The 19,052-nt window shown below is 62.2% G+C and carries 17 protein-coding genes and 4 pseudogenes; 12 read left to right on the top strand and 9 right to left on the bottom strand.

The window, feature by feature from the left end:
- The 4 genes and pseudogenes from H145_RS0109615 to H145_RS24110 all read left to right on the top strand — a co-directional run.
- The coding region (locus H145_RS0109615) for a transposase (RefSeq protein WP_019947936.1) at positions 1-592 on the top strand (592 nt) is incomplete at its 5' end.
- 301 nt (positions 593-893) lie between these two features.
- Positions 894-1,328: pseudogene (locus H145_RS24620) on the top strand (IS5 family transposase); the annotation flags it as partial.
- Positions 1,329-1,364: 36 nt separating this feature from the next.
- Positions 1,365-1,508, top strand: a complete 144-nt coding sequence (locus H145_RS24115; RefSeq protein WP_019947933.1) for a hypothetical protein — start codon at positions 1,365-1,367, stop codon at positions 1,506-1,508.
- Positions 1,509-1,519: 11 nt separating this feature from the next.
- Positions 1,520-1,990: pseudogene (locus tag H145_RS24110) on the top strand (ISAs1 family transposase); the annotation flags it as partial.
- A gap of 12 nt (positions 1,991-2,002) precedes the next feature.
- On the opposite strand, the pseudogene H145_RS25120 reads toward H145_RS24110, so the two are convergent.
- Positions 2,003-3,065: pseudogene (locus tag H145_RS25120) on the bottom strand (IS701 family transposase).
- A gap of 197 nt (positions 3,066-3,262) precedes the next feature.
- Between H145_RS25120 and H145_RS25035 the strand changes: the two are divergent.
- From H145_RS25035 to trpS, 6 genes and pseudogenes are all read left to right on the top strand, one after another.
- A pseudogene (locus H145_RS25035) lies at positions 3,263-4,021 on the top strand (IS5 family transposase); the annotation flags it as partial.
- Between the two features lie 193 nt (positions 4,022-4,214).
- Positions 4,215-5,054, top strand: a complete 840-nt coding sequence (locus H145_RS0109580) for a DUF4198 domain-containing protein (RefSeq protein ID WP_019947929.1) — start codon at positions 4,215-4,217, stop codon at positions 5,052-5,054.
- A gap of 102 nt (positions 5,055-5,156) precedes the next feature.
- Entirely contained in the window at positions 5,157-5,531 is a 375-nt protein-coding gene (locus H145_RS0109575) for an STAS domain-containing protein (RefSeq protein ID WP_019947928.1), read from the top strand.
- Positions 5,532-5,626: 95 nt separating this feature from the next.
- Positions 5,627-6,544, top strand: coding sequence for a ribonuclease Z (locus tag H145_RS0109570; RefSeq protein WP_019947927.1), 918 nt, complete (start codon positions 5,627-5,629; stop codon positions 6,542-6,544).
- A gap of 204 nt (positions 6,545-6,748) precedes the next feature.
- A complete protein-coding gene (locus H145_RS0109565) occupies positions 6,749-7,501 on the top strand; it encodes a queuosine precursor transporter (RefSeq protein ID WP_019947926.1) in 753 nt (250 codons plus the stop codon).
- Between the two features lie 101 nt (positions 7,502-7,602).
- Positions 7,603-8,580 carry a tryptophan--tRNA ligase gene (gene trpS, locus H145_RS0109560; protein WP_019947925.1) on the top strand — a complete coding sequence of 326 codons (978 nt, stop codon included), beginning with the start codon at positions 7,603-7,605 and terminating at the stop codon, positions 8,578-8,580.
- Between the two features lie 88 nt (positions 8,581-8,668).
- On the opposite strand, the gene H145_RS20710 is transcribed toward trpS, so the two are convergent.
- The 5 genes from H145_RS20710 to H145_RS0109535 form a co-directional block, all read right to left on the bottom strand.
- The gene (locus tag H145_RS20710; protein ID WP_019947924.1) at positions 8,669-9,526 is read right to left on the bottom strand and encodes a hypothetical protein; all 858 of its coding nucleotides are present in this window, start codon (positions 9,524-9,526) and stop codon (positions 8,669-8,671) included.
- Between the two features lie 112 nt (positions 9,527-9,638).
- Entirely contained in the window at positions 9,639-10,775 is a 1,137-nt protein-coding gene (locus H145_RS20705) for a CaiB/BaiF CoA transferase family protein (protein ID WP_033426068.1), read from the bottom strand.
- 222 nt (positions 10,776-10,997) lie between these two features.
- A complete protein-coding gene (locus H145_RS0109545) occupies positions 10,998-11,687 on the bottom strand; it encodes an ATP-binding cassette domain-containing protein (RefSeq protein WP_019947922.1) in 690 nt (229 codons plus the stop codon).
- Positions 11,687-12,022 carry a hypothetical protein gene (locus tag H145_RS0109540; RefSeq protein ID WP_019947921.1) on the bottom strand — a complete coding sequence of 112 codons (336 nt, stop codon included), beginning with the start codon at positions 12,020-12,022 and terminating at the stop codon, positions 11,687-11,689. Before H145_RS0109540 ends, H145_RS0109545 begins: the two co-directional genes overlap by 1 nt.
- 47 nt (positions 12,023-12,069) lie before the next feature.
- On the bottom strand, positions 12,070-12,810 hold the full coding sequence (locus H145_RS0109535) for a class I SAM-dependent methyltransferase (protein WP_019947920.1): 741 nt from the start codon (positions 12,808-12,810) through the stop codon (positions 12,070-12,072).
- Between the two features lie 167 nt (positions 12,811-12,977).
- Here H145_RS0109535 and H145_RS0109530 point away from each other — a divergent pair, with 167 nt between their 5' ends.
- Positions 12,978-13,991, top strand: coding sequence for a Gfo/Idh/MocA family oxidoreductase (locus H145_RS0109530; protein ID WP_019947919.1), 1,014 nt, complete (start codon positions 12,978-12,980; stop codon positions 13,989-13,991).
- Positions 13,992-14,141: 150 nt separating this feature from the next.
- Here H145_RS0109530 and H145_RS0109525 read toward each other — a convergent pair whose 3' ends face one another.
- Complete coding sequence (locus tag H145_RS0109525) at positions 14,142-15,269, bottom strand: porin (RefSeq protein WP_019947918.1); 1,128 nt, start codon at positions 15,267-15,269, stop codon at positions 14,142-14,144.
- Positions 15,270-15,374: 105 nt separating this feature from the next.
- Positions 15,375-16,520, bottom strand: coding sequence for a TlpA disulfide reductase family protein (locus H145_RS0109520; RefSeq protein ID WP_026351389.1), 1,146 nt, complete (start codon positions 16,518-16,520; stop codon positions 15,375-15,377).
- A 278-nt stretch (positions 16,521-16,798) separates the two neighbouring features.
- Between H145_RS0109520 and H145_RS22245 the strand changes: the two genes are divergently transcribed.
- Positions 16,799-18,484: a DEAD/DEAH box helicase gene (locus H145_RS22245; protein ID WP_157541414.1), complete on the top strand. Its 1,686-nt coding sequence runs from the start codon at positions 16,799-16,801 to the stop codon at positions 18,482-18,484.
- 97 nt (positions 18,485-18,581) lie between these two features.
- Here the strand turns inward: H145_RS22245 and H145_RS0109510 are convergent, their stop codons facing one another.
- Entirely contained in the window at positions 18,582-18,983 is a 402-nt protein-coding gene (locus H145_RS0109510) for a hypothetical protein (protein WP_019947915.1), read from the bottom strand.
- Between the last annotated feature and the right edge of the window lie 69 nt (positions 18,984-19,052).

Raw genomic sequence — 19,052 nt, 5'->3', positions numbered from 1 at the left:
AACTATCTGGCTCAACAGCTTGCGTCTGCATCGGCGCCTGCTTGACTTATCCAGCATCCAACTCGACGGCAGCCACACGCCGGCTAAGAACGGCGGGGCGGCCATCGGCTACCAGGGCCGCAAAGCAGCCCGCACGACCAATGCCCTTTTCCTGGCCGATAACCAAGGCATGCCCCTGGCCGTGGCCACGCCCCAGGCGGGCAATCAGCATGACACGTTTGACTTGGAGCGCGTGTTCGCCGAACTCTGTGCGCTGCTCGAAGCGGCCAACCTGCGCCTGGATGGCTTATTTCTAAACGCCGACAAAGCTTTTGATGTCAATAGGTTACGGCAGGCCTGCGCGGGCCGCGGTATCGAGGCCAATATCCCGCGAAACCGACGCTCGGCCGACTGGCAGACCGACGATGACACGCCGCTCGACCCCGAACTCTACCGCCGACGCCTGGTCATTGAGCGCCTCAACGCCTGGCTTGACGGCTTCAAGACCCTGCTCGTGCGCTACGAAACCAGCTTGCAAAACTGGCTGGCCATGCATTGGTTGGCCTTCACCGTATTGTTGCTGCGCAAAATTGCCCCATCTTCTACTTCCTAAACAGCTTCAAACAATGGCTGGCTATCAAAGACATGCTGCCCGGCAAAGCGACGGATTGCGGCGTGACGGCGACCGATAACCGCCTCTTTGTCAACGCCATTGTCTGGCTCATGCGCTCGGGTGCCCCGTGAGCCGACCTGCCCGCGCGCTTTGGGCTGGCCAATTCGGTGGGCCAGCGCTACCGCCGCTGGGCCAAGCGCGGCGTCTGGCAACGCGTATTCGAGGCCATGCAGGCCCCCGACCTGAGTAGCGTCATGCTGGACTCGACTATCATGCGGGCTCACCAACACGCGGCGGGCCAAAAAAAAGCGACGCCAAGACGGAGTGTTTGGGCCGGGGGCGTGGGGGACTGAGTACCAAGGTGCACGCCTGCACGGATGCGCTCGGCCGCGCCATTCGCCTGCTCGTAACGCCGGGCCAAGCGGGCGACTGTCCCCAGGCGTTGCCGCTGCTCGAGGGCCTGAAGCCGGCTAAAGTACTGGCTGACACGGCCTACGATAGTGATGCCAACCGGGCCTACTGTACTGACCATGCCATTGAGGTTATTATTCCCAGTCGGGCCAACCGGCTCGAACCGGTGCCGCTCGACAAGCAGGGCTATAAAGAACGCAATCAGGTAGAACGCTTCTTTAACCGTATAAAGCAGTACCGGCGCTTAGCCACTCGGTATGATAAAACCAGCGCCGCTTTTCTCAGCTTTTGGTATTTGGCGGCCGCCCTCGACTGGCTCCGATGAGCGAATTGTCCTCACGCCCTAGCCCGGCATCTGGATTTGCCCCATGGTATTGCCTCACCCGACACTTTCCGGCGCGTGTTCCAGCACCTGGACACGGCCGCCTTCAACGCCACTTTTCTGGGCCGGGTGCGCCAGTTGTTGCCCGCGGCCGTGACGGCGCAGGTATGCGTAGACGGGTAGACGGATAGACCGTGCGCGGCAGCGGCCCACAGGCGCTGCACCTGGTCTCGGCGCTGGCCCGCGCTCAGGGCTTGTGTCTGGCGCTGGTAGCCACGGCCGGCAAGAGCTACAAGCTAGCCGACCTGCCGGCTGTGCTGGCCTTGCTCGACCTGTCGGGTGGCACACTGGTGAGCTTGGACTCAATGGCCTGCCCACCGGCCATTGCCACACAAATCGTGACCCAGCGTGGCCACAACCTATTAGCCCTCAAGCGCAACCAGCCGGGCCTGTGCGGCGAAGCAGAGTGGGCGCTAGCCGGCGTGGTCCCGCAGCACACGGCCACGGGCTGGACTAGCCACAACACGCCCGTGCGCTGGCACGTGACGGTGCAGTCGGACCTGCGTTGGGCGCACGAAGGCCAACGCTGGCCCGCCCTAGCGACCCTGATTCGGGTCGAGACGAGCCGGTATGCCGGCGGTACGCTACAGGCGCAATCCATGCGTTATTACCTGATGTTACGCACGGATTTGTGCGAGTTGCTGATACATGGCTTTCAGGCCAACACTGTAGAGTTGGGCTTTGAGGCGGAGATGGCCAAGCCCACATTTAAGCTTGAGCATTTCCAGTTTGACGTAAGCCAATACCGCCGTAAAAAAAGTGATTGGCTTGCGTGGCCACCATTTTAGTAGGTGATTTGCCCATCGATGCATTCTGTTTGAGCGATTTATGATACTCTTCCACTTTCCACCGTCTTTGGTAAATCGTCGTCATCTTGGCCTGGTCCAGGTCCGTGTCGCTGCTGACCAGATACAACACGCCTAGGCCGTGGTCCTCGTGTGTGAAGACCTGTCGAATCACCAGCACCACCTGCTCGACGGCGCGCAGGTAGACGCGCAGGGGGTGTTCGGTCGAAAAATCGAGCGTATGCAGGGCCTGGAACTGGCCTTTTGTCCGCGCCTGCTCACTCAGGGCGACGGTGCGGCTGCTTTCCAGGGCAAACACAAAGTGGTGGCCCAGTTGGCGCACCAGGGTCATGTTGTCGGCCGAGGCGTACCAACTGTCGGCCAGCAGGTAGCGGTAGGCCACCTGCTGTTGGGCCTGACGCAGCATATGGTGCAGGTCTCGTTCTTGGTGAAAGCGCTTTGATACTTAGTTGTCTGCGTTTTGCCATCCCAGACGGGCACGTTTTTGCGAATCAATTCCGCTGCTATCGGCAGGGCAACCTCGCCCTGTTGGTAGAGCAATGTGAGGAAGTTGAGCCCCTTCACATAGCGCCGCTGGCTGTGGTCCCAGTGGGTGCAAATCAATTCGTTGGCATCGGTATGGGCTTTTTCCAGTACTGAGTCATCGACGATCAGCACGGCGAACTCCTCGGCGCACGCTTCGCTTCGGCCTGGCGAATCAGGGGCTTGGCCGCCCGCCAAAGCTGGGCCGAGCCCAGCGCACACGCCCCCAGCCAGCGCGTGATGTGGTCGTGGCTCAAGGCCCGTCCAGCAGTCGCGACAAGCCCGTGGCCGTCGTCGGACCCGTCGAACTCACCAGATAGTCCGTGTACAAGTCAATCGTGCAACCCTTCATAGATCCTTCAACGAGAAGCAGCCTCTCAAGACTGCGTAACATCAGTCACTGCATTGGCACCTGGACGTGCCCCTGCACCAAGACGCGCACCGGCTGCGGGACCAACGAGCGGCCGAAAATCTGGCACTTGTACGTAAAATGGCCCTAAACCTGCTGCGCGCCTATACTAGAGTGTGTGGACAGTCATGTTTAGTTTTGTGGAATGCGACGCCACGAACTTACTGAACGCGAATGGAAACGGATTCAACCCCATGTGTTAGGCAAGCCGGGCACGGCGGGCGGCACGGGCCGTCACAACCGCCGCTTTGTCAACGCCGTGGTCTACCGCGTACGCACGGGCTGTGCCTGGCGCGACTTGCCCGATCGGTTTGGCCCCTGCAACACAGTGGCCCGGCGCTTCCGCCGCTGGGCACAAGCGGGCGTGTGGGAAACGATTTTTCAGGCCGTGCAGGAACCCGACTATGGCTGGGTGCTAGTCGATTCGACTACCGTCAAAGCCCACAAAGCCGCGGCGGGCCAAAAAAAGCACGGCCACCGCAGAAGGCTTAGGCTGCAGCCGCGGCGGCTTTACCACGAAAGTGCATGCCGTGGTCGATGCGCTGGGCAACTGCCTGAGGCTCAAACTCACGCCAGGCCAACAAGCGGACTGCACGGTGCTGCCGGACTTGTTAGCGGCCCTGCCTGAGCCGCCGGGGGCGGTGGTCGCCGACAAGGCGTACGATACCAACGCCGTGCTCGAGGCCGTGGCCCAGCAGCAGGCTGAACCGGTCATTCCGCCCAAAGCCAACCGGTGCGAGCAGCGCGGCTACGACGAGAATCTGTATGCCGACCGCAACAAAGTGGAACGCTTCTTTGGGCGGCTCAAGGAGGCGCGCGGCTTTGCCACCCGTTATGAAAAAACGGCCACCTCCTTTTTGGCCGCCGCCCACTTGCTTGCCGCCCTTGATTGGCTCCGATGACTGTCCACACACTCTAGTAAGGACAGTCTTAAGGTCAAACGAAAGCGGTTGGGATGGAACAACGAGCATCTAGATGCCCTGCTTGCCCAAATTGCTAAATGCGTTTAGTCTGTAGTGATTAGGCTATTTGGCAGCAAATTAATCTCTGGCAATTATCTTACAGGCTGCTGCTTTACTCCAGCGCCACCGCATGAAACCACTTTCGCCTGCCTCGCTGCTACTGCTGCTGGCGGCTGCTTCGGCGGCGCTGGCCCACGAGTTCTGGCTGGAGCCGGCGCGGTTTGTAGTGGCCCCAGGCACCAGGGTGCACCTGCGGCGGCTGACGGGCGAAAATTTTACGGGCGAAGGCTGGGCCGGCCGCTACGGTCGTCTCGAACTGCTGCGCCACTATGCGCCTGCTATGCCGCCCGCCGATTTACGGCCGGCCGCCGCGGCCCCCGATGATTCCATCCAAAGCACCGTGACGTTCACGGAGCCCGGCACCCACCTCGTGGCCCTGGCCACTAACAACGCCACCATCACCCTGGAAGCCGATAAGTTTACGGCCTACCTGCGGGAAGAAGGCCTCGACAACGTGCTGGCCCTGCGCGAGCAGCGCGGCCAGACTGCCGCGCCCGGCCGTGAGGCCTACCGCCGCTGCGCCAAAACGCTGGTGCAGGCCGGCCCATACAACCCCGCCGATACGGCCCGCGCCTGGGCCCGGTCGGTGGGGTTGCCGCTGGAGCTGGTGCCCGAGCAAAACCCCTACGGGCTGGCTGCCGGGGCGCCCCTGACGGTGCGCGTGCTGCGAGCCGGGCAGCCGGTGGCAGGCCAGCTGGTGCTGCTGTGGCGGCGCGGCGCCCGGCCCCGGCCGCTGCTGCAAAAACTTCGCAGCAACCAAAACGGCCGGGTGTTGTTACATTTGTCCGGTCCCGGCCAGTACCTGGTCAGCACCGTGCGCATGGAAAGCGCGCCGGCTGCCACCGGGGCCGACTGGCAAAGCACCTGGAGCACGCTGACCTTCGGGGTACCGGGAAAAGCCCGGCCCTGACGCCGCAAGCGTGTTTTTTGGTCGTTCATCCCAGATTCACGCCCAACGGCTTTTTTTGCTACCTTCGCAACTCCTCCCAAAACCACCGAACCGACCTGCGGTATGAAGTACTCCATTGATAAAAAGGAAACCTACACCATCATCACCATTGACGAAAAAAAGCTCGACACCACCGTCGCGCCCGATCTGAAATCGGAATTCGTCAAGCTCAATGCCGAGGGCATCAACAACCTGATTCTGGATTTGAGCAACGTTAAGTACACCGATTCGTCGGGCCTGAGCTCTATTCTGATTGCCAACCGCCTCTGCAACTCGACCGGCGGTTTGCTGGTGATGACCGGCCTGCAGGACCACGTGATGAAGCTCATCACCATCAGCAAGCTCGAATCGGTACTGCACATTCTGCCCACCGTGGAAGAAGGCATCGACCGCATCTTCCTGCACGCCATCGAGCGCGACCTCACCAGCAAGGAGTAACTTTTTAGCTGCAAGCTACAAGCTGCAAGCTGCAGGCTGACGGTCAAACCTCAGCTCGCGGCTTGCAGCTTGCAGCTTGTAGCTTGCAGCTTTCTATGGAGTTTGAGCTGAAAATTCTCGGCAGCGCTTCGGCCACCCCCTTCCAGGACCGCCACCACACGGCGCAGGTCCTGACGGTGGCCGGCACGCCCTACCTCATCGACTGCGGCGAGGGCACGCAGTGGCGGCTGCTCGAGCACAAGCTTCGGCCCCAGCGGCTGAGCAGCATTTTCATCAGCCACCTGCACGGCGACCATTTTTTCGGGCTCTTCGGGTTGCTGGGCTCCATGAGCCTGAGCGGGCGCACCGAGCCGTTGCAGCTGTTCGGCCCGGCCGGCCTCGACGAAGTTCTTACCACCCAGTTCCGCCATTCGCACACGCAGCTGGGCTTTGCGCTGGAGTTTACGGCCGTTGAAACCACCGAGCACCGGCTCATTTTCGAAGACAAGCACCTGACGGTACACTCGCTGCCCATGCGCCACCGGGTGCCCTGCTGCGGCTACCTGTTCCGCGAAAAGCCCAAGCGCCGCCGCCTGGTGGCCGAGCGGCTGCCCGCCGGCCTCACCCCCGCCCAGCTCGCGGCCCTCACGCTGGGCGAAGATGTGCGCGATGAAACCGGGCAGGCGCTGGCCCTCAACGCGGCCGTGACCACCGAGCCCAAGCACGCCCGCAGCTACGCCTTCTGCTCCGATACGCTCTACACCGAAACGCTGGCCGAGCTGGTGCACGGCGTGGATTTGCTTTACCACGAGGCCACGTTTCTGGACGATATGCGCGAGCGGGCCGCCACCACCCACCACAGCACCGCCCGCCAGGCCGGCCTGCTGGCCCGTCGCGCCGAGGTGCAGCGCTTGCTCATCGGCCATTTTTCGAGCCGCTACCGCAACCTGGAGCCGCTGCTGGCCGAGGCGCAGGCCCAGTTCCCGTGGACCAGCCTGGCCCTGGAAGGCAGCACGTTTTCGGTGGCCGAGTGAGAATCCGGGTGAACCGTCCTGTCATCCTGAGCGCAGCGAAGGACCTATACAGAGGCTAACATCTGAGATTAACATTGCTGTATAGGTTCTTCACTGCGCCAAGCATGACAGGACATTACCTTCTGTATAGGTCCTTCGCTCCGCTCCGGATGACAAGCGGTTTCACAGTCCGCTAGCCTCCTCCTCTTCTCCCCTATCCTCCTCATGCCCGCCAAAACCTTCGCCCACAAAAAGCAGCAGCTCTACCTGGTGCTCAGCGGTATTTTTATCGTGAATGCGCTGCTGGCCGAAATCATCGGGGTGAAGATTTTCTCGGTTGACAAGCTGATGGGGCTGCCCGGCAACCTCACGGCGGGCGTCATCATCTGGCCCGTGGTGTTCATCACCACCGACATCATCAACGAGTACTTTGGGCGCGAGGGCGTGCTGCGCATCAGCTTCCTCACGGTGGGCCTGATTCTGTACGCCTTCCTCGTGATTCTGGCCACTACCGAGCTGCCGCCGGCCCAGTTCTGGCTCGACGTGAACAGCACCGACGCGCAGGGCCGGCCCTTCAACATCGAGTTTGCCTACCACAGCATTTTCCGGCAGGGCCTGGGCATTATCATTGGCTCGCTCACAGCCTTTATTATCGGGCAGGTGCTCGATGCCAGCATTTTCCAGTGGTTTCGGCGCGTGGCGGGCGGGCGCTACATCTGGCTGCGGGCCACCGGCTCCACGCTCGTTTCGCAACTCGTCGATTCGGTGGTCGTGCTGTTTGTGGCCTTCTACGTGTTCGGCAACTGGAGCCTGAACCAGGTACTGGAAGTGGCCAACACCAATTACTGGTATAAATTCGCGGCGGCCATCCTGCTCACGCCCCTGCTCTACCTCGCCCACTACCTCATCGACCGGTACCTGGGCCGCGAGGAAACCGAGGCGCTGCAGGAGCAGGCGGAGGCCGATGCGAGCGTATAATTTTTGAGCTATTTGCTCTTAGCTGACAGCCATTAGCTGACGTTCTATTTTCACCCCACAAAAAGCTAACAGCTAACAGCTGACAGCTATAAGCTAAAAACATGTCCCGCATACTTACCGGCATCCAGAGTACCGGCCGGCCCCATTTGGGCAACCTGCTCGGCGCCATTCTGCCCGCCATCGAGCTGTCGAAAAACCCGCAGAACGAGTCGCTGTACTTCATTGCTGACCTGCACTCGCTGACCACGGTGCGCAACGCCGAACTGCTGCGCGCGAACACCTACGCCGTGGCCGCCGCCTGGCTGGCCTGCGGCTTCGACACCGATAAAAACCTGTTTTACCGGCAGTCCGACGTGCCGCAGGTAACGGAGCTGACCTGGTATCTGAGCTGCTTCACGCCCTATCCGATGCTGGCCAACGCCCACAGCTTCAAGGACAAAAGCGACCGGCTGAGCGACGTGAATGCGGGCCTGTTCACCTACCCCGTGCTCATGGCCGCCGACATCCTGCTCTACGACGCCGACATCGTGCCCGTGGGCAAAGACCAAGTGCAGCACCTCGAAATTGCCCGCGACATGGCCCAGGCCTTCAACAGCCGCTACGGCGACACCTTCGTGCTGCCCCGGCCACGCGTAGATGAGCAGGTGATGCTGGTGCCCGGCGTCGATGGCCAGAAGATGAGCAAGAGCTACGGCAACACCATCGATATTTTCGTGGATGACAAAACGCTGCTCAAAACCATCAAAACCATCGTTTCGGACAGCACCCCGCTCGAAGCGCCCAAAAACCCCGATACCGACACCACCTTTAAGCTGTTCTCGCTGCTGGCCAGCGCCGAGCAGCTGGCCGAAATGCGCCAGAACTACCTCAACGGCGGCTACGGCTACGGCCACGCCAAGCAGGCGCTGTTTGAGCTCATCCGCACCCGCTTTGCCCAGGAGCGCGAGCTGTTCGCCTTCTACAGCCAGAACCTGCCCGAAGTAGATAAAAAACTGGCCGAAGGCGCCCGCAAGGCCCAGGAATATGGCACGGGCGTGCTGAACAAGGTGCGCGAGAAAGTGGGGTATTCGGCGCGGTAAGCCAGCAAATCCGTCTTTCATCTGTCATCCTGAGCATGTAGCTTGATGCGCCACATGCTCAGGATGGCAGATAGACTTTCGTCTTAACTCAATACGGCAGCCCGTCGATGTGCTGGATTTTCTGCTGATTGTGGAAGCTGAAACCTACTTTGCGGCCGCGGCTGACCTGCTGATTTTCGAGCTTCTGCTTGACGGTAATTTTCTGGATATCCGTCAGGGGCGGGGCAATCAGGTCGTTGTTGACGGCCGCAATCATGGCGCTTTCCACGAACAGGCGCAGCCCGTCCTCCGTCACCAGATTGTCCGACATGTCGTTGTCGGGTAGTTCGAGCTGCTGCACGCCTTCGAGGAAGTAGTGCTGGTCGATGTTGATGAGCAGGCGGCCCACCAGGTAGCCGGGGTCGTTGAGGCGTTGGTACTTGATGCTGTCGGCCATGAAATTGTAGGCCATGATGTGGCCGAAAAACCGCCGCCGGAAGTCCTCCTCCACGTATTTGGTGGGCATGGGGCCGTAGTCGTCGGGGAAGGTGACGATGTTGGAGTGCAGCACGAACACCAGTAAATCGCCGCTGAAGCGGATGTGGAATTCCATTTCGTTCACCGGCCGGTACTCAATCAGCACCGACGAATCGACGGCTGTTACCTTGCTGCTGAGCTCCAGCACCAGTTCCTGCGAAACCTGGCGCAGCATATCGAAGGTGGCCAGCGTGTTGCGGTAAATGGCCTGTTTGGCCGAGGATTTTTGCCTGAGGCCTTCGAAAATCTGGTCGAGGCGGTCGGTAGGCGCGGCGGCCGGGTCGCCGGGGGCATTGGGCGCGTCGCCGTCGGAGTTGGGCGTGCCGGCCTGGCTGTGGTCGGCCGTGGTGCGGATGGCGGGGCGCGAGCTGGTAGGCGGGCCGGTGAGGGCGGTAGGGGTTGAGGGGATGCGGGGCAGTTCTTCTTCCATGCAGCAGAAAACAGCTAGGGCGCCCGAAAAGGCGCGGGTGAGCAACAAAGGCGAAGCCCTATCTACGTAAAAGTTGGCAAAGCAGTGCACCAACGCAGCGGCCGGCTTATCCTTACAGCGCTTCGCCGGCCCCCGATTCGCCCAGCGCCGGTGGCCCGGGCAGCGCGGCTGTCACCGGCCAGGTGCTGCTCCGGAAAGCCACCGTGCGCAGGCCCTGGTGCAGAAAACCGGCCGTGGGCGGCAGCAGCATGGGGTGGGCAGCGGGGCGGGCCAGCGCCTCCCCTACCGCCCGCACGGCCCCGGCCGGCACGGCGCGCTTTTCCAGCTCCGTGAGCAGCTCCGTGCCATTCACTTCCGCTATCCGCTGACGCAACAGTTCTTCTAGCTCCTGCCGATGGGCCACGCGGGCCGGGTTCCGGCTGAAGCGGGCGTCGGTGGCCCAGGCCGGCCGGGCCAGCACGGCGCAAAGCTGGCGAAACTGCCCGTCCGAACCCACGGCCAGCAGCAACTGCGTACCGTCGACGGCCCGGTACACGGTGCCGTAGGGCACGATGCTGGGGTGGCCCGAGCCCAGCGGCTGCGGCTCGTGGCCCGTAACCAGCCAGCTGGCAGCCTGGTTGGCCAGCGAAGCCAGGGCGCTGTCGTGCAGCGACACTTCGAGCAGGGCGCCGCGGCCGGTTCGCTCGCGCCGGTACAGCGCCAGCAGCAGGGCCTCCCTGAGCTGATGCGCCGTGAGCAGGTCGATGAGGGCCACCGGCATTTTCTGGGCGGGCTCGCCGGGGCCGGCGGCGTTGAGGTGCATGAAACCGGTTTCGGCCTGCAGCACGGCGTCGTAGCCGGCCCGGGGGCTGTCGGGTCCGTAGCCGGTGATGGCGCCGTAGAGCAGCCGCGGGTTCAGGGCCGAAAGCGTGGCGTAATCGGCGCCGAGCTTCTCGGCATCGCCGGGTTTGTAGGAGGCCAGCACGATGTCGGCGGTGGCGGCCAGCGCGTGCAGTTCCGCCCGGCCGGCTTCGGTCGTGAGGTCGAGTACGCGGCTGGTTTTGCCCCAGTTGGCGGCGCTGAAATAAGCCGAAACCGGGGCATCGGGCCTTTCGGCGGCCGTGCGCCAGGTGCGGGTTACATCGCCGGCCGGGGCTTCGATTTTCAGTACCTCGGCCCCCAGCTCGGCCAGAAACTGGCCCACCTGCGGCCCGGCCAGCACCGAGGCCAGCTCCAGCACGCGCAATCCATGGAGGGGAAGTTCTGTCATCAGAAGTGAGAAGTGAGAAGTGAGAAGTGAGAAGTGAGAAGTGAGAAACGGTACGGGATTCTGAATGAGAAAGCACTGTCATTCTGAGCAGCGCGAAGAATCCCGCGGGCCAAAGTAACTGCCCTTTTAGCATCCTAATGCCAGCACGCGAGATTCTTCGCTTTGCTCAGAATGACGTTCATTTTTATCAGGCCTCTTCACTTTCTACCTTTCGTTCACTTCTTACCGCAAATATCCCCGGTCGCGCAAGCCGGTTTGCGGGTCGGCCAGCAGCTCCAGGCGGCCGTCGTGCAGCAGGTATACGGCGTCGCAGAGGGCCAGCACTTCCTCGTAGCGGTGGTCGGTGAGCAGCAGCCCCTTACGCGACTTTACGCGGCGCATTGTGTCGGCCAGAGCTTCGGTGTGCACGGGCATTACGCCGGTAAAGGGTTCGTCGAGGAGCGTGAAGTGAGTGTCGGCGTGCAGTAAGAGCAGCACCTCCACGAGCCGCGCGGTGCCGCCCGACAGGCTTCCGGCCGACTGGTTTAGCTGCGTCAGGAGCTCCGGGAAGTCGTGCAGGGCGGCGGTGGCATCTACCCCGAGCAGCCGGGCGGCGGCCGCTACCGATAGCCCGGGCGGCAACAGCGGCGCCTGGGGCAGGTAGTTAAGCAGGCCCGGCCGGCGGTAGGCCGGCACCACTCGCCGCCCGTTCAGGCGCACCGAGGCATCGGCCACCGAGCGGGCCCCGAACACGGTTTGCAGCAGCGTGGATTTGCCGCAGCCGTTGCGCCCCAGCAGGCCCACGATCTGGCCCGTATCCACCCGCAAATACACATCCGACAGCAGCACGCGGTTGCCAAACCGAAGCTGGATGCCGTCGGCTTCGAGCACATGGGCCAGGCCGGCTGAAGGCGCAAAACCAAGCGTTGGCATCAGGCGAACAGCAAGTGGAGCATTGTCATCAGGCCGCCAAACAGCCCGGTATCCAGCACTGCCACAAAGGCCCAAAGCTGCCAGGGTGCCAAGTGCAGGTTGCGGTAGAAGCCGTATTGATGGGGCCGCATCCGCCTAAGCAGGTAGGCCGCCAGCGGAAACGTACTCAGCTTCAGCAGCACCAGCCCCGCGCTCAGCGGCGGCGGCCACGGCGTGCCTAGCAGGCCGGCGCTAACCCTATCGGCCCCCACAATAATAGCCGACAGCAGCCCCGTGAGCGGCAGAACGCTGCGGTAAAACAGGGCCAGCGCCCGCGGATAAACAGAAAACAGCATAAGGGAAATACCACCGGAAACGAGGGCGTAACGCGCCCCGGTGCGGTTTAGTCTTTGTGGCCCAGCCGCCCGAATACCGGAAACGTAATGGTTCGCTCGCCCGGCCCCCACAGGTCCGTCAGCTCCCCGGCTGCCAACGCCACCAAATCGGCGCCGTGGTGCTGGCGGGCGTAGTTGGCCGTGGCCGACCAGGAGCGCAGGTAGCCCAGCATATCGGCCACCCGCCACTGCCGCCGCACTTCGAAACTGGCCCGCTGCACGTTGGCAAACGGGAACGGAATGCGGGCGTATTCCTCCTCGATGTGCTGCCGGTTGGTGTCCCAGTAGGGGCCCGCCGTGTCGTTATGAAACCGGTTGAGGGCCTCGTTGAGCGCCGGGCTGTCGGAGTGGCAGAATTTGTAGCCCCATTCGGCCAGCACGCCGCCGGGCCGCAGCACCCGCCGGGCTTCATGGTTGAAGGCCTCGGGCTCCAGCCAGTGCAGCGCCTGGGCCACGGTTACCAAATCGAAGCTTTCAGACTCAAAGGGCGTGCTTTCGGCCGGACTGATCTGGTAGCGCACGTTGGCCAGTGCCGGGGCCTCGGCCAGTTGGGCGGCGCTGATGTCGGTGGCTTCCACCTGACCGAAGTGCCCGGCCAGCACCGCCGCTACCTGCCCGTTGCCGGTGGCGCAGTCCCAGGCCCGGTTCTGGCCCGGCACCTGCCCCAGCAGCCACGCGTACAGCTCCGGCGGATAGTTGATGCGGTAGCGGGCGTAGGTTTTGGCCTGGGCAGAGAATCGGTCGAGCATCTTGGTCGCGGGTTGTCGGTTTTCAGTAAAGAACGTCATTCAGAGCGAAGCGAAGAATCTCGCGTGCTGACGTTCAAAAGTATTGCAACGACTTCACGCGAGATTCTTCGCTTCGCTCTGAATGACGTTCTTTACTGAAAACCGACAACTGACAACCCGCAACCAGAATGCCTCCTATCCAAACCGGCCTGTTGGCCTACGGCATGTCGGGCCGTGTGTTCCACGCGCCGTTTCTGCACACCAGCCCCCAGTTCGCGCTGCGGGCCGTGGTGGAACGCAACCGCAAAACCGCCGCCGAAACGTACCCGGATATTATTAGCTACGACTCGGTAGACGCGCTGCTGGCCGACGACGCGCTGGAATTAGTCGTCATCAATACGCCCAACGATACGCATTTTGCACTGGCCCGGCAGGCGCTGGAGGCTGGTAAGCACGTGCTCATCGAAAAGCCCGTGGCCACCACCGTGGCCGAGTTGGATGAGTTGCTGGCCCTGGCTCAACGGCAGCAGCGCCACCTGCTGGCCTACCAGAACCGCCGCTGGGACTCCGACTTCCAACTGGTGCAACAAGTGGTGGAAAGCGGCCGGCTGGGCGAGCTGATTGAAGTGCATTTTCGCTTCGACCGATACAAGCTGGCCCTCAACCCCAAGCAGTTCAAGGAAGACCCCGCCGCGCCCGGCAGCGGCCTCAGCTTCGACCTCGGCCCCCACGTGCTCGATCAGGCCCTGAGCTTGTTCGGCCAGCCAGTCCGCCACCGCCTCACCCGCACCAGCCACCGCCCCGGCTCCCGCGTCGACGACTACTTCCACGCCCATCTCGAATACCCTGCGGGCCTGAACGTGTTCGTGGCCGGCTCGCTGCTGACAGCCGCGCCCGGCCCGGCCTACGTGCTACACGGCATGGCCGGCTCTTTCCAGAAAAACCGCGCCGATGCACAGGAAACCCAACTGGTAGCCGGCCTCTCCCCCACCGCGCCCGGCTACGGCCACGAGCCCGCCGGCGCCGAGGGCGTGCTCACGTTGGCTACCGAACCGGGTCAGTTCAGCACCGAGCAGCTGCCGGCCCCGGTGGGTAGTTACGCCGGGCTATTCGACGCCGTGTACCGAACCATGCGCCACGGCCGTGCCTTTCCGGTGCGCCCCGAGCAGTTGCGCTGGCAGCTGGAAATCCTGGCTGGGTAAGGCACGTTACGGTACACCTCACCCCCTAGCCCCCTCTTCTAAGGGAGAGAGGGGGCTAGTTTTCTATCTAATTGTGGCTGCTCTAGTTCTAGAAACTAAAAACTAGTTCCCCCTCTCCCCAAGGAGAGGGGGCTAGGGGGTGAGGTATCGTTAAAACGACAGCGCGATGCTGCTGGTGAGGTTGCCGTAGCTGTTGGTGGGGCGCCCGTTGCGGTCAGTCAGGAAGGCGTGGCCCGAGTTGAACAGGCGGCCCTCGACGCGCACGGCCACGTGGCTGGTGGGCAGGTAATCGAGGTTGAGCGAGCCGGCCCGGACTTTAAAATCGGGGTCGGTGAGGGTGGGCGTGGTGTTGAGGCTGGCCACGCCGTGGTCGGCCGAAAAGTATTCGAGCCGGCCGCCCAGGCGCCACTTTTCGGTTAGTTGCAGGCGGGCCAGGGCCGTACCGGTGTACCAGGTGTCGGCCCTGGCGCCTTGTTCGGGTCGCTCCTGCTTGCCCACATCGAACACCAGCGCCAGGCTCAGGCGGTCGGAGGCGGCGTAGCGGGCATAGAAATCGTGGAAGTAGCGGCGGCGGCGCTGAAGGCCCTCCGGCTGCTCGTTGCCGTAGAATGTGCTGGAGTTGATGAGCAGCTTGTCGGTAGCCTGCCACTGAATCTGGGTGCCCAGGGCCTTGGCCTGGTTGGTTTCGCGGATATTCTGCCAGCCGTTGAGCACCAGCCCGGTCAGCGTCAGTTGGGGGGCCACTTCGTAGGTGAAGCGCGCGCCGGCCTCGTAGTAGGGCGAGCCCTCGGCGGCCAGTGAGCGGGTCAGCGTCCAGTTGTTCTTGCTCAGCGCCGACTCGATACCGATGTGGGAGCTGAAGATACCGGCGTCAATCCAGGCCTTGCGGAAGGGCCGGAAGCCGGCGTAGGCCTGGTAGATGTTGCGGATAATCGGGTCTTCGGGCGCGTAGTTGGCCGAGGGGTAGGTGCCGGCGTGCAGGCCCACTTCGCCTCGCACCTGGTCGTTATCGTAGCGCAGGCCAATGAGGCCCTGGTTCACCGTAAACTCGTTCTGACGGTTGTGCGAGAACAGAAAGCCGGGCCGCTCGTTGCCGGCCGCGTGCCTGAAATCGTAGCCGTAGTACGCATCCACGAAGCCATACACTGTGAATGGGTTAGTGGGCTGGGTGACGGCCGTGGCCGCCGAGTCGGCGGGGGCAGTTTGGGCCTGTACGGCGGTGGCCGGCAGCAGCAGTGCCGGGGCCGTAGCCGCCAGCAGCGCGAAAAGGTGCTTCATACGCAATCAAACAGAGGAATGGCTCCGGCCGGGGCGGCTTGGGCGTAACTAACGCAAAAAGACGGGTGATGTTGGCTGAATCAACACTACCCCAATACCGAGCAGCTATTTCAGTAGCCGCGCCAGGGCCTCCGGCAGCTCTTCGCCGCGCAGGTTCATGGCGATGATTTTACCCGCGGGGTCTACCAGAAAGTTCTGCGGAATGGCCGTTACGAAATACGCTCTGGCCGTTTTAGCTTGCCAGCCTTTCAACTCGGCCACTTGCGTCCAGGGGAGTTGGTCATCGGCAATGGCTTTCACCCATTTGGCCCGGTCCCTAGCCTCGTCGAGCGACACGCCTAGCACCTCGAAGTTCTTGCTTTTGTAGGCGTTGTAGGCCTTGACAACCGTCGGGTTTTCCTGGCGGCAGGGGCCGCACCAGCTGGCCCAGAAATCAACCAGCACGTACTTGCCGCGGTAGTCGGAGAGCGAAACCTGCCGCCCATCAGGGGTTGCCTGGGTGAAATTGGGGGCCAGTTGCCCCGGCTTCAATGCCGTCTCGGGTTTGATGCCCAGTACGTTCTGCCGGATTTTTGTCCGGATTTCCTCGGCTAGCGAGTGGTTGAACGCTGCGGGCGACAGGGTAGGGAGCAAGGTCATCACCAGCGCGGCGTTTGCTGGGTCTCTGCTCATGCTATTCAGTACAGTCAGGCTGATGAACGAAGTAGGGTGGGCGCGGACGAAAGCAGAATCTATGCGCTTTTCCTCCCGCAGCAACGCAGCTCGCCGTACCTGTTGGCGCTGCCGGAACGCCAGCGACTCTTGGTGCTCCGGCGTAGCGGCCTCAAACTCCTTTTTCAGCGCGTTCCGTTGCTGAGCAATCGGTTCTGTTGCAAACCACAACTCCCGCCAGGCGTCCGTAAGCGGCGTGCCGCCCACTTGCGCGTTCTTGAGCGAATCGGGACTGGTGAAGACGAGCGTGCCTTGTTCGAGCCAAAAGACCGCCTTATAATCTGACATATCCTGCATATTCCGCCGCATGGAAAGAAACCCTTTAGTGGGTTCATCCACGGCACCTTTCAGTTCGAAGCGTCCTTTCTCTATCAGTGCCGAATCCAGCATCCTCCCGCTGCGCAGATAAACGTAGGTAGGCGCGGCGCGGTACGTATCCGAACCCAGGCGGCCCTTCAGCACGAAGGAAACCGGCGTTTGCGCAACGGCGAGGCCCGATATAGACAGCAATAGGAACAACGGAGCCAGATACTTTTTCATAATGGTGGAATAGTGGATGAGAATGCCCGCTAAATCGGGTCTGCTGCTCACAAGCAATTTACTGTCAGCAAGAAACGTCTATTTTGCGCAAAATAGTATGCACCTAACCCCGCCAGGCCGGTTCCGCCCTTTATCATCTATCTTTGTTAGCAGAGCACCAACGCGGTTTGCTGGCCCAGAAACGACAGGTCAGCCTTTCTTCATCCTTCATTTCAAGCTGAACCTTGACGTTTTCCGAATTCAACCTCCACGACGATTTGCTGGCCGGCGTCAACGCCATGAACTACCAGCAGGCCACCCCCATCCAGGAGCAGGCCATTCCTAAAATCCTCGACGGCAAAGACCTGATTGCCTGCGCCCAGACCGGCACCGGCAAAACCGCCGCCTACCTGCTGCCGCTACTCGACAAGATTTCGCACGCCAAGCACGGCACCACGTCCACGCTGGTGCTGGTGCCCACCCGCGAGCTGGCCACTCAGATTGACGAGCAGATTACCGGCTTCGGCTACTTCGTGGAAGCCAGCTCCATCGCCATTTACGGCGGCGGCAAAAGCGAGGGCTGGGAGCAGCAGAAGCGCGCCCTCACCTCGGGCGCCGACATTATCGTGGCCACGCCCGGCCGCCTGATTGCCCACATGCAGATGGGCTACGTGAAGTTCGAGGACCTGAAATACCTGGTGCTCGACGAGGCCGACAAGATGATGGACATGGGTTTCTCCGACGACATCCTCAACATCGTGCGGCAGTTGCCCAAGCAGCGCCAGACGCTGCTGTTCTCGGCCACCATGCCCACCAAAATCCGCGACTTCTCGAAGCAGCTGCTCCAGGACCCCGAGGAAATCCGGCTGGCCGTGAGCAAGCCCGCCGCCGGCATCGACCAGCAGTTCTACATGGCTTTCGACCGCCAGAAAATCTACCTGCTCGAACACATCCTCAAAACCCAGGACGTGCAGAGCATGGTGCTGTTTACGAGCCAGAAAGCGGCCGTCAGCGGCATCGTGCGGGCCATCAACAAGCTGGGCTACGTGGCCCAGGGCATCAGCTCCGACCGCACCCAGGAGGAGCGCGAGCAGATTATGCGCGAGTTCAAGAACAAGCAGTTCCCGATTCTGGTGGCCACCGACGTGCTCAGCCGCGGCATCGACATCGACTCGCTGAGCCACGTGGTGAACTACGACATTCCGCGTGCCGCCGAGGACTACGTGCACCGCATCGGGCGCACGGCCCGGGCTGCCACCAAGGGCACGGCCATCACCTTCATTGCCGACCAGGACCAGGACCGGGTGCTCAAAATTGAGCAGCTCATCGAGCGCGAAGTCGAGAAGCAAAGCATCACCGAGGGCTTAGGCCTGGGCGAAGCGCCCGAGTTCGACCCCAAGCGTTTCAGCGGCCTGCGCGGCAAAATCGGCGGCCGCCCCGAGCGCGGCGCCCGCAACGGCAGCGGCGGAGGTCGCTCCGGCGGCGGTGGCCGCTCGGGTGGCGGCGGCCGGGACGGGGGCAACCGCCCCGACCGGCGCGGCGACAAGCCCGACGCCGACCAGCAGGCCCGCATCGCCCGCGCCCAGGCGGCGTTAGCGGCCCTGGATGCCGGCCAGGCACCCGCCCAGCCCTACCAGCGCCCGCCCCGCGAAGACCGGCCCGAGCGCGACGACCGCCCCCGCCGCGACAACGACCCCAACCGCCCGCGCCGCGCCCCCCGCCTGCCCCGCCCCGAAGGGGAGGTAACGCCTCCCGGCGAAGGCCAGCCCCAGGACGCCGCCACCGCCCGCCAGCGCCAGGCCCCGCGCCTGCCCCTGCCCGCCGACGCCCCCGGCGCCCACATCGAAGGAGCAGGAGGCGAAGCTGGTGAAGCCGAAAAGCGCCGCCGCAAGCGCGGCGGCCGCAACCGCAACAACCGCGGCCCCCGTCCCGAAGGCAGCGCCCCAGCCGCCGTTGAGGGGCCAGCCGGCACCAGCGGGGAGTAGGGTTGAGTGAGAACAGCAAAAGCCGCCGTTGCTTCGGGAGAAGCAGCGGCGGCTTTGGTTTTGGGGTAGTAATCGGGGGTCTGAGATAACCTTCCTATTACGTACGATTTTGATTATACAACTCAAGTGTAAGCTTCACATTATCATTGCCTAGACTTTCTAGTTGCTTTAATGCCTGGTGAGACTTATCAGAATCAATAGTCATTAAAGCGTGAACACATTTTCTTAAGGTTGGCTCTAACTCGTCATCATACCACCTGAACGGCTGTCTATGCAAGGCAATATTCAGGATTGGTTCTACAAACCGGTCGTCAGCCAATCTTTTCATAATAATTGTGCTGAGTAGGTCTTCGTGTTGGCTATGCCAGGTACCCAATAATGCCTTTTCGATTGAGTTATAGCAACACGCATCGACCTCGTTTATACTTCCAAAGGCAAGGCATTCTACGAGTTCTTGCTCGTTTTGCCTCTCAACGGCGATTTTTAACTTATCATGCATTCTATACAGTTACTTTTAAATTCCTCTTAATTTCAGGCTTCGCGAAACCAAGTATAGCTATAAGCCTCA

The sequence above is a fragment of the Hymenobacter aerophilus DSM 13606 genome (genome assembly GCF_000382225.1).
In the GTDB taxonomy this organism is placed as follows: domain Bacteria; phylum Bacteroidota; class Bacteroidia; order Cytophagales; family Hymenobacteraceae; genus Hymenobacter; species Hymenobacter aerophilus.
Note: the sequence above shows the minus strand (reverse complement) of the source record. Positions and strands in the feature narration are given on the sequence as shown.

Bases quoted from the DNA above. Each gene is read 5' to 3' on its own strand.
- H145_RS0109545 (WP_019947922.1), bottom strand. From the start codon at position 11,687: ATGCCAACGCTTGGTTTTGCGCCTTCAGCCGGCCTGGCCCATGTGCTC.
- H145_RS0109525 (WP_019947918.1), bottom strand. From the start codon at position 15,269: ATGAAGCACCTTTTCGCGCTGCTGGCGGCTACGGCCCCGGCACTGCTG.
- H145_RS0109580 (WP_019947929.1), top strand. From the start codon at position 4,215: ATGAAACCACTTTCGCCTGCCTCGCTGCTACTGCTGCTGGCGGCTGCT.
- H145_RS0109570 (WP_019947927.1), top strand. From the start codon at position 5,627: ATGGAGTTTGAGCTGAAAATTCTCGGCAGCGCTTCGGCCACCCCCTTC.
- H145_RS0109565 (WP_019947926.1), top strand. From the start codon at position 6,749: ATGCCCGCCAAAACCTTCGCCCACAAAAAGCAGCAGCTCTACCTGGTG.
- H145_RS0109530 (WP_019947919.1), top strand. From the start codon at position 12,978: ATGCCTCCTATCCAAACCGGCCTGTTGGCCTACGGCATGTCGGGCCGT.
- H145_RS20710 (WP_019947924.1), bottom strand. From the start codon at position 9,526: ATGGAAGAAGAACTGCCCCGCATCCCCTCAACCCCTACCGCCCTCACC.
- H145_RS0109535 (WP_019947920.1), bottom strand. From the start codon at position 12,810: ATGCTCGACCGATTCTCTGCCCAGGCCAAAACCTACGCCCGCTACCGC.
- trpS (WP_019947925.1), top strand. From the start codon at position 7,603: ATGTCCCGCATACTTACCGGCATCCAGAGTACCGGCCGGCCCCATTTG.
- H145_RS0109540 (WP_019947921.1), bottom strand. From the start codon at position 12,022: ATGCTGTTTTCTGTTTATCCGCGGGCGCTGGCCCTGTTTTACCGCAGC.
- H145_RS22245 (WP_157541414.1), top strand. From the start codon at position 16,799: ATGAACTACCAGCAGGCCACCCCCATCCAGGAGCAGGCCATTCCTAAA.
- H145_RS0109510 (WP_019947915.1), bottom strand. From the start codon at position 18,983: ATGCATGATAAGTTAAAAATCGCCGTTGAGAGGCAAAACGAGCAAGAA.
- H145_RS0109520 (WP_026351389.1), bottom strand. From the start codon at position 16,520: ATGAAAAAGTATCTGGCTCCGTTGTTCCTATTGCTGTCTATATCGGGC.
- H145_RS0109575 (WP_019947928.1), top strand. From the start codon at position 5,157: ATGAAGTACTCCATTGATAAAAAGGAAACCTACACCATCATCACCATT.
- H145_RS20705 (WP_033426068.1), bottom strand. From the start codon at position 10,775: ATGACAGAACTTCCCCTCCATGGATTGCGCGTGCTGGAGCTGGCCTCG.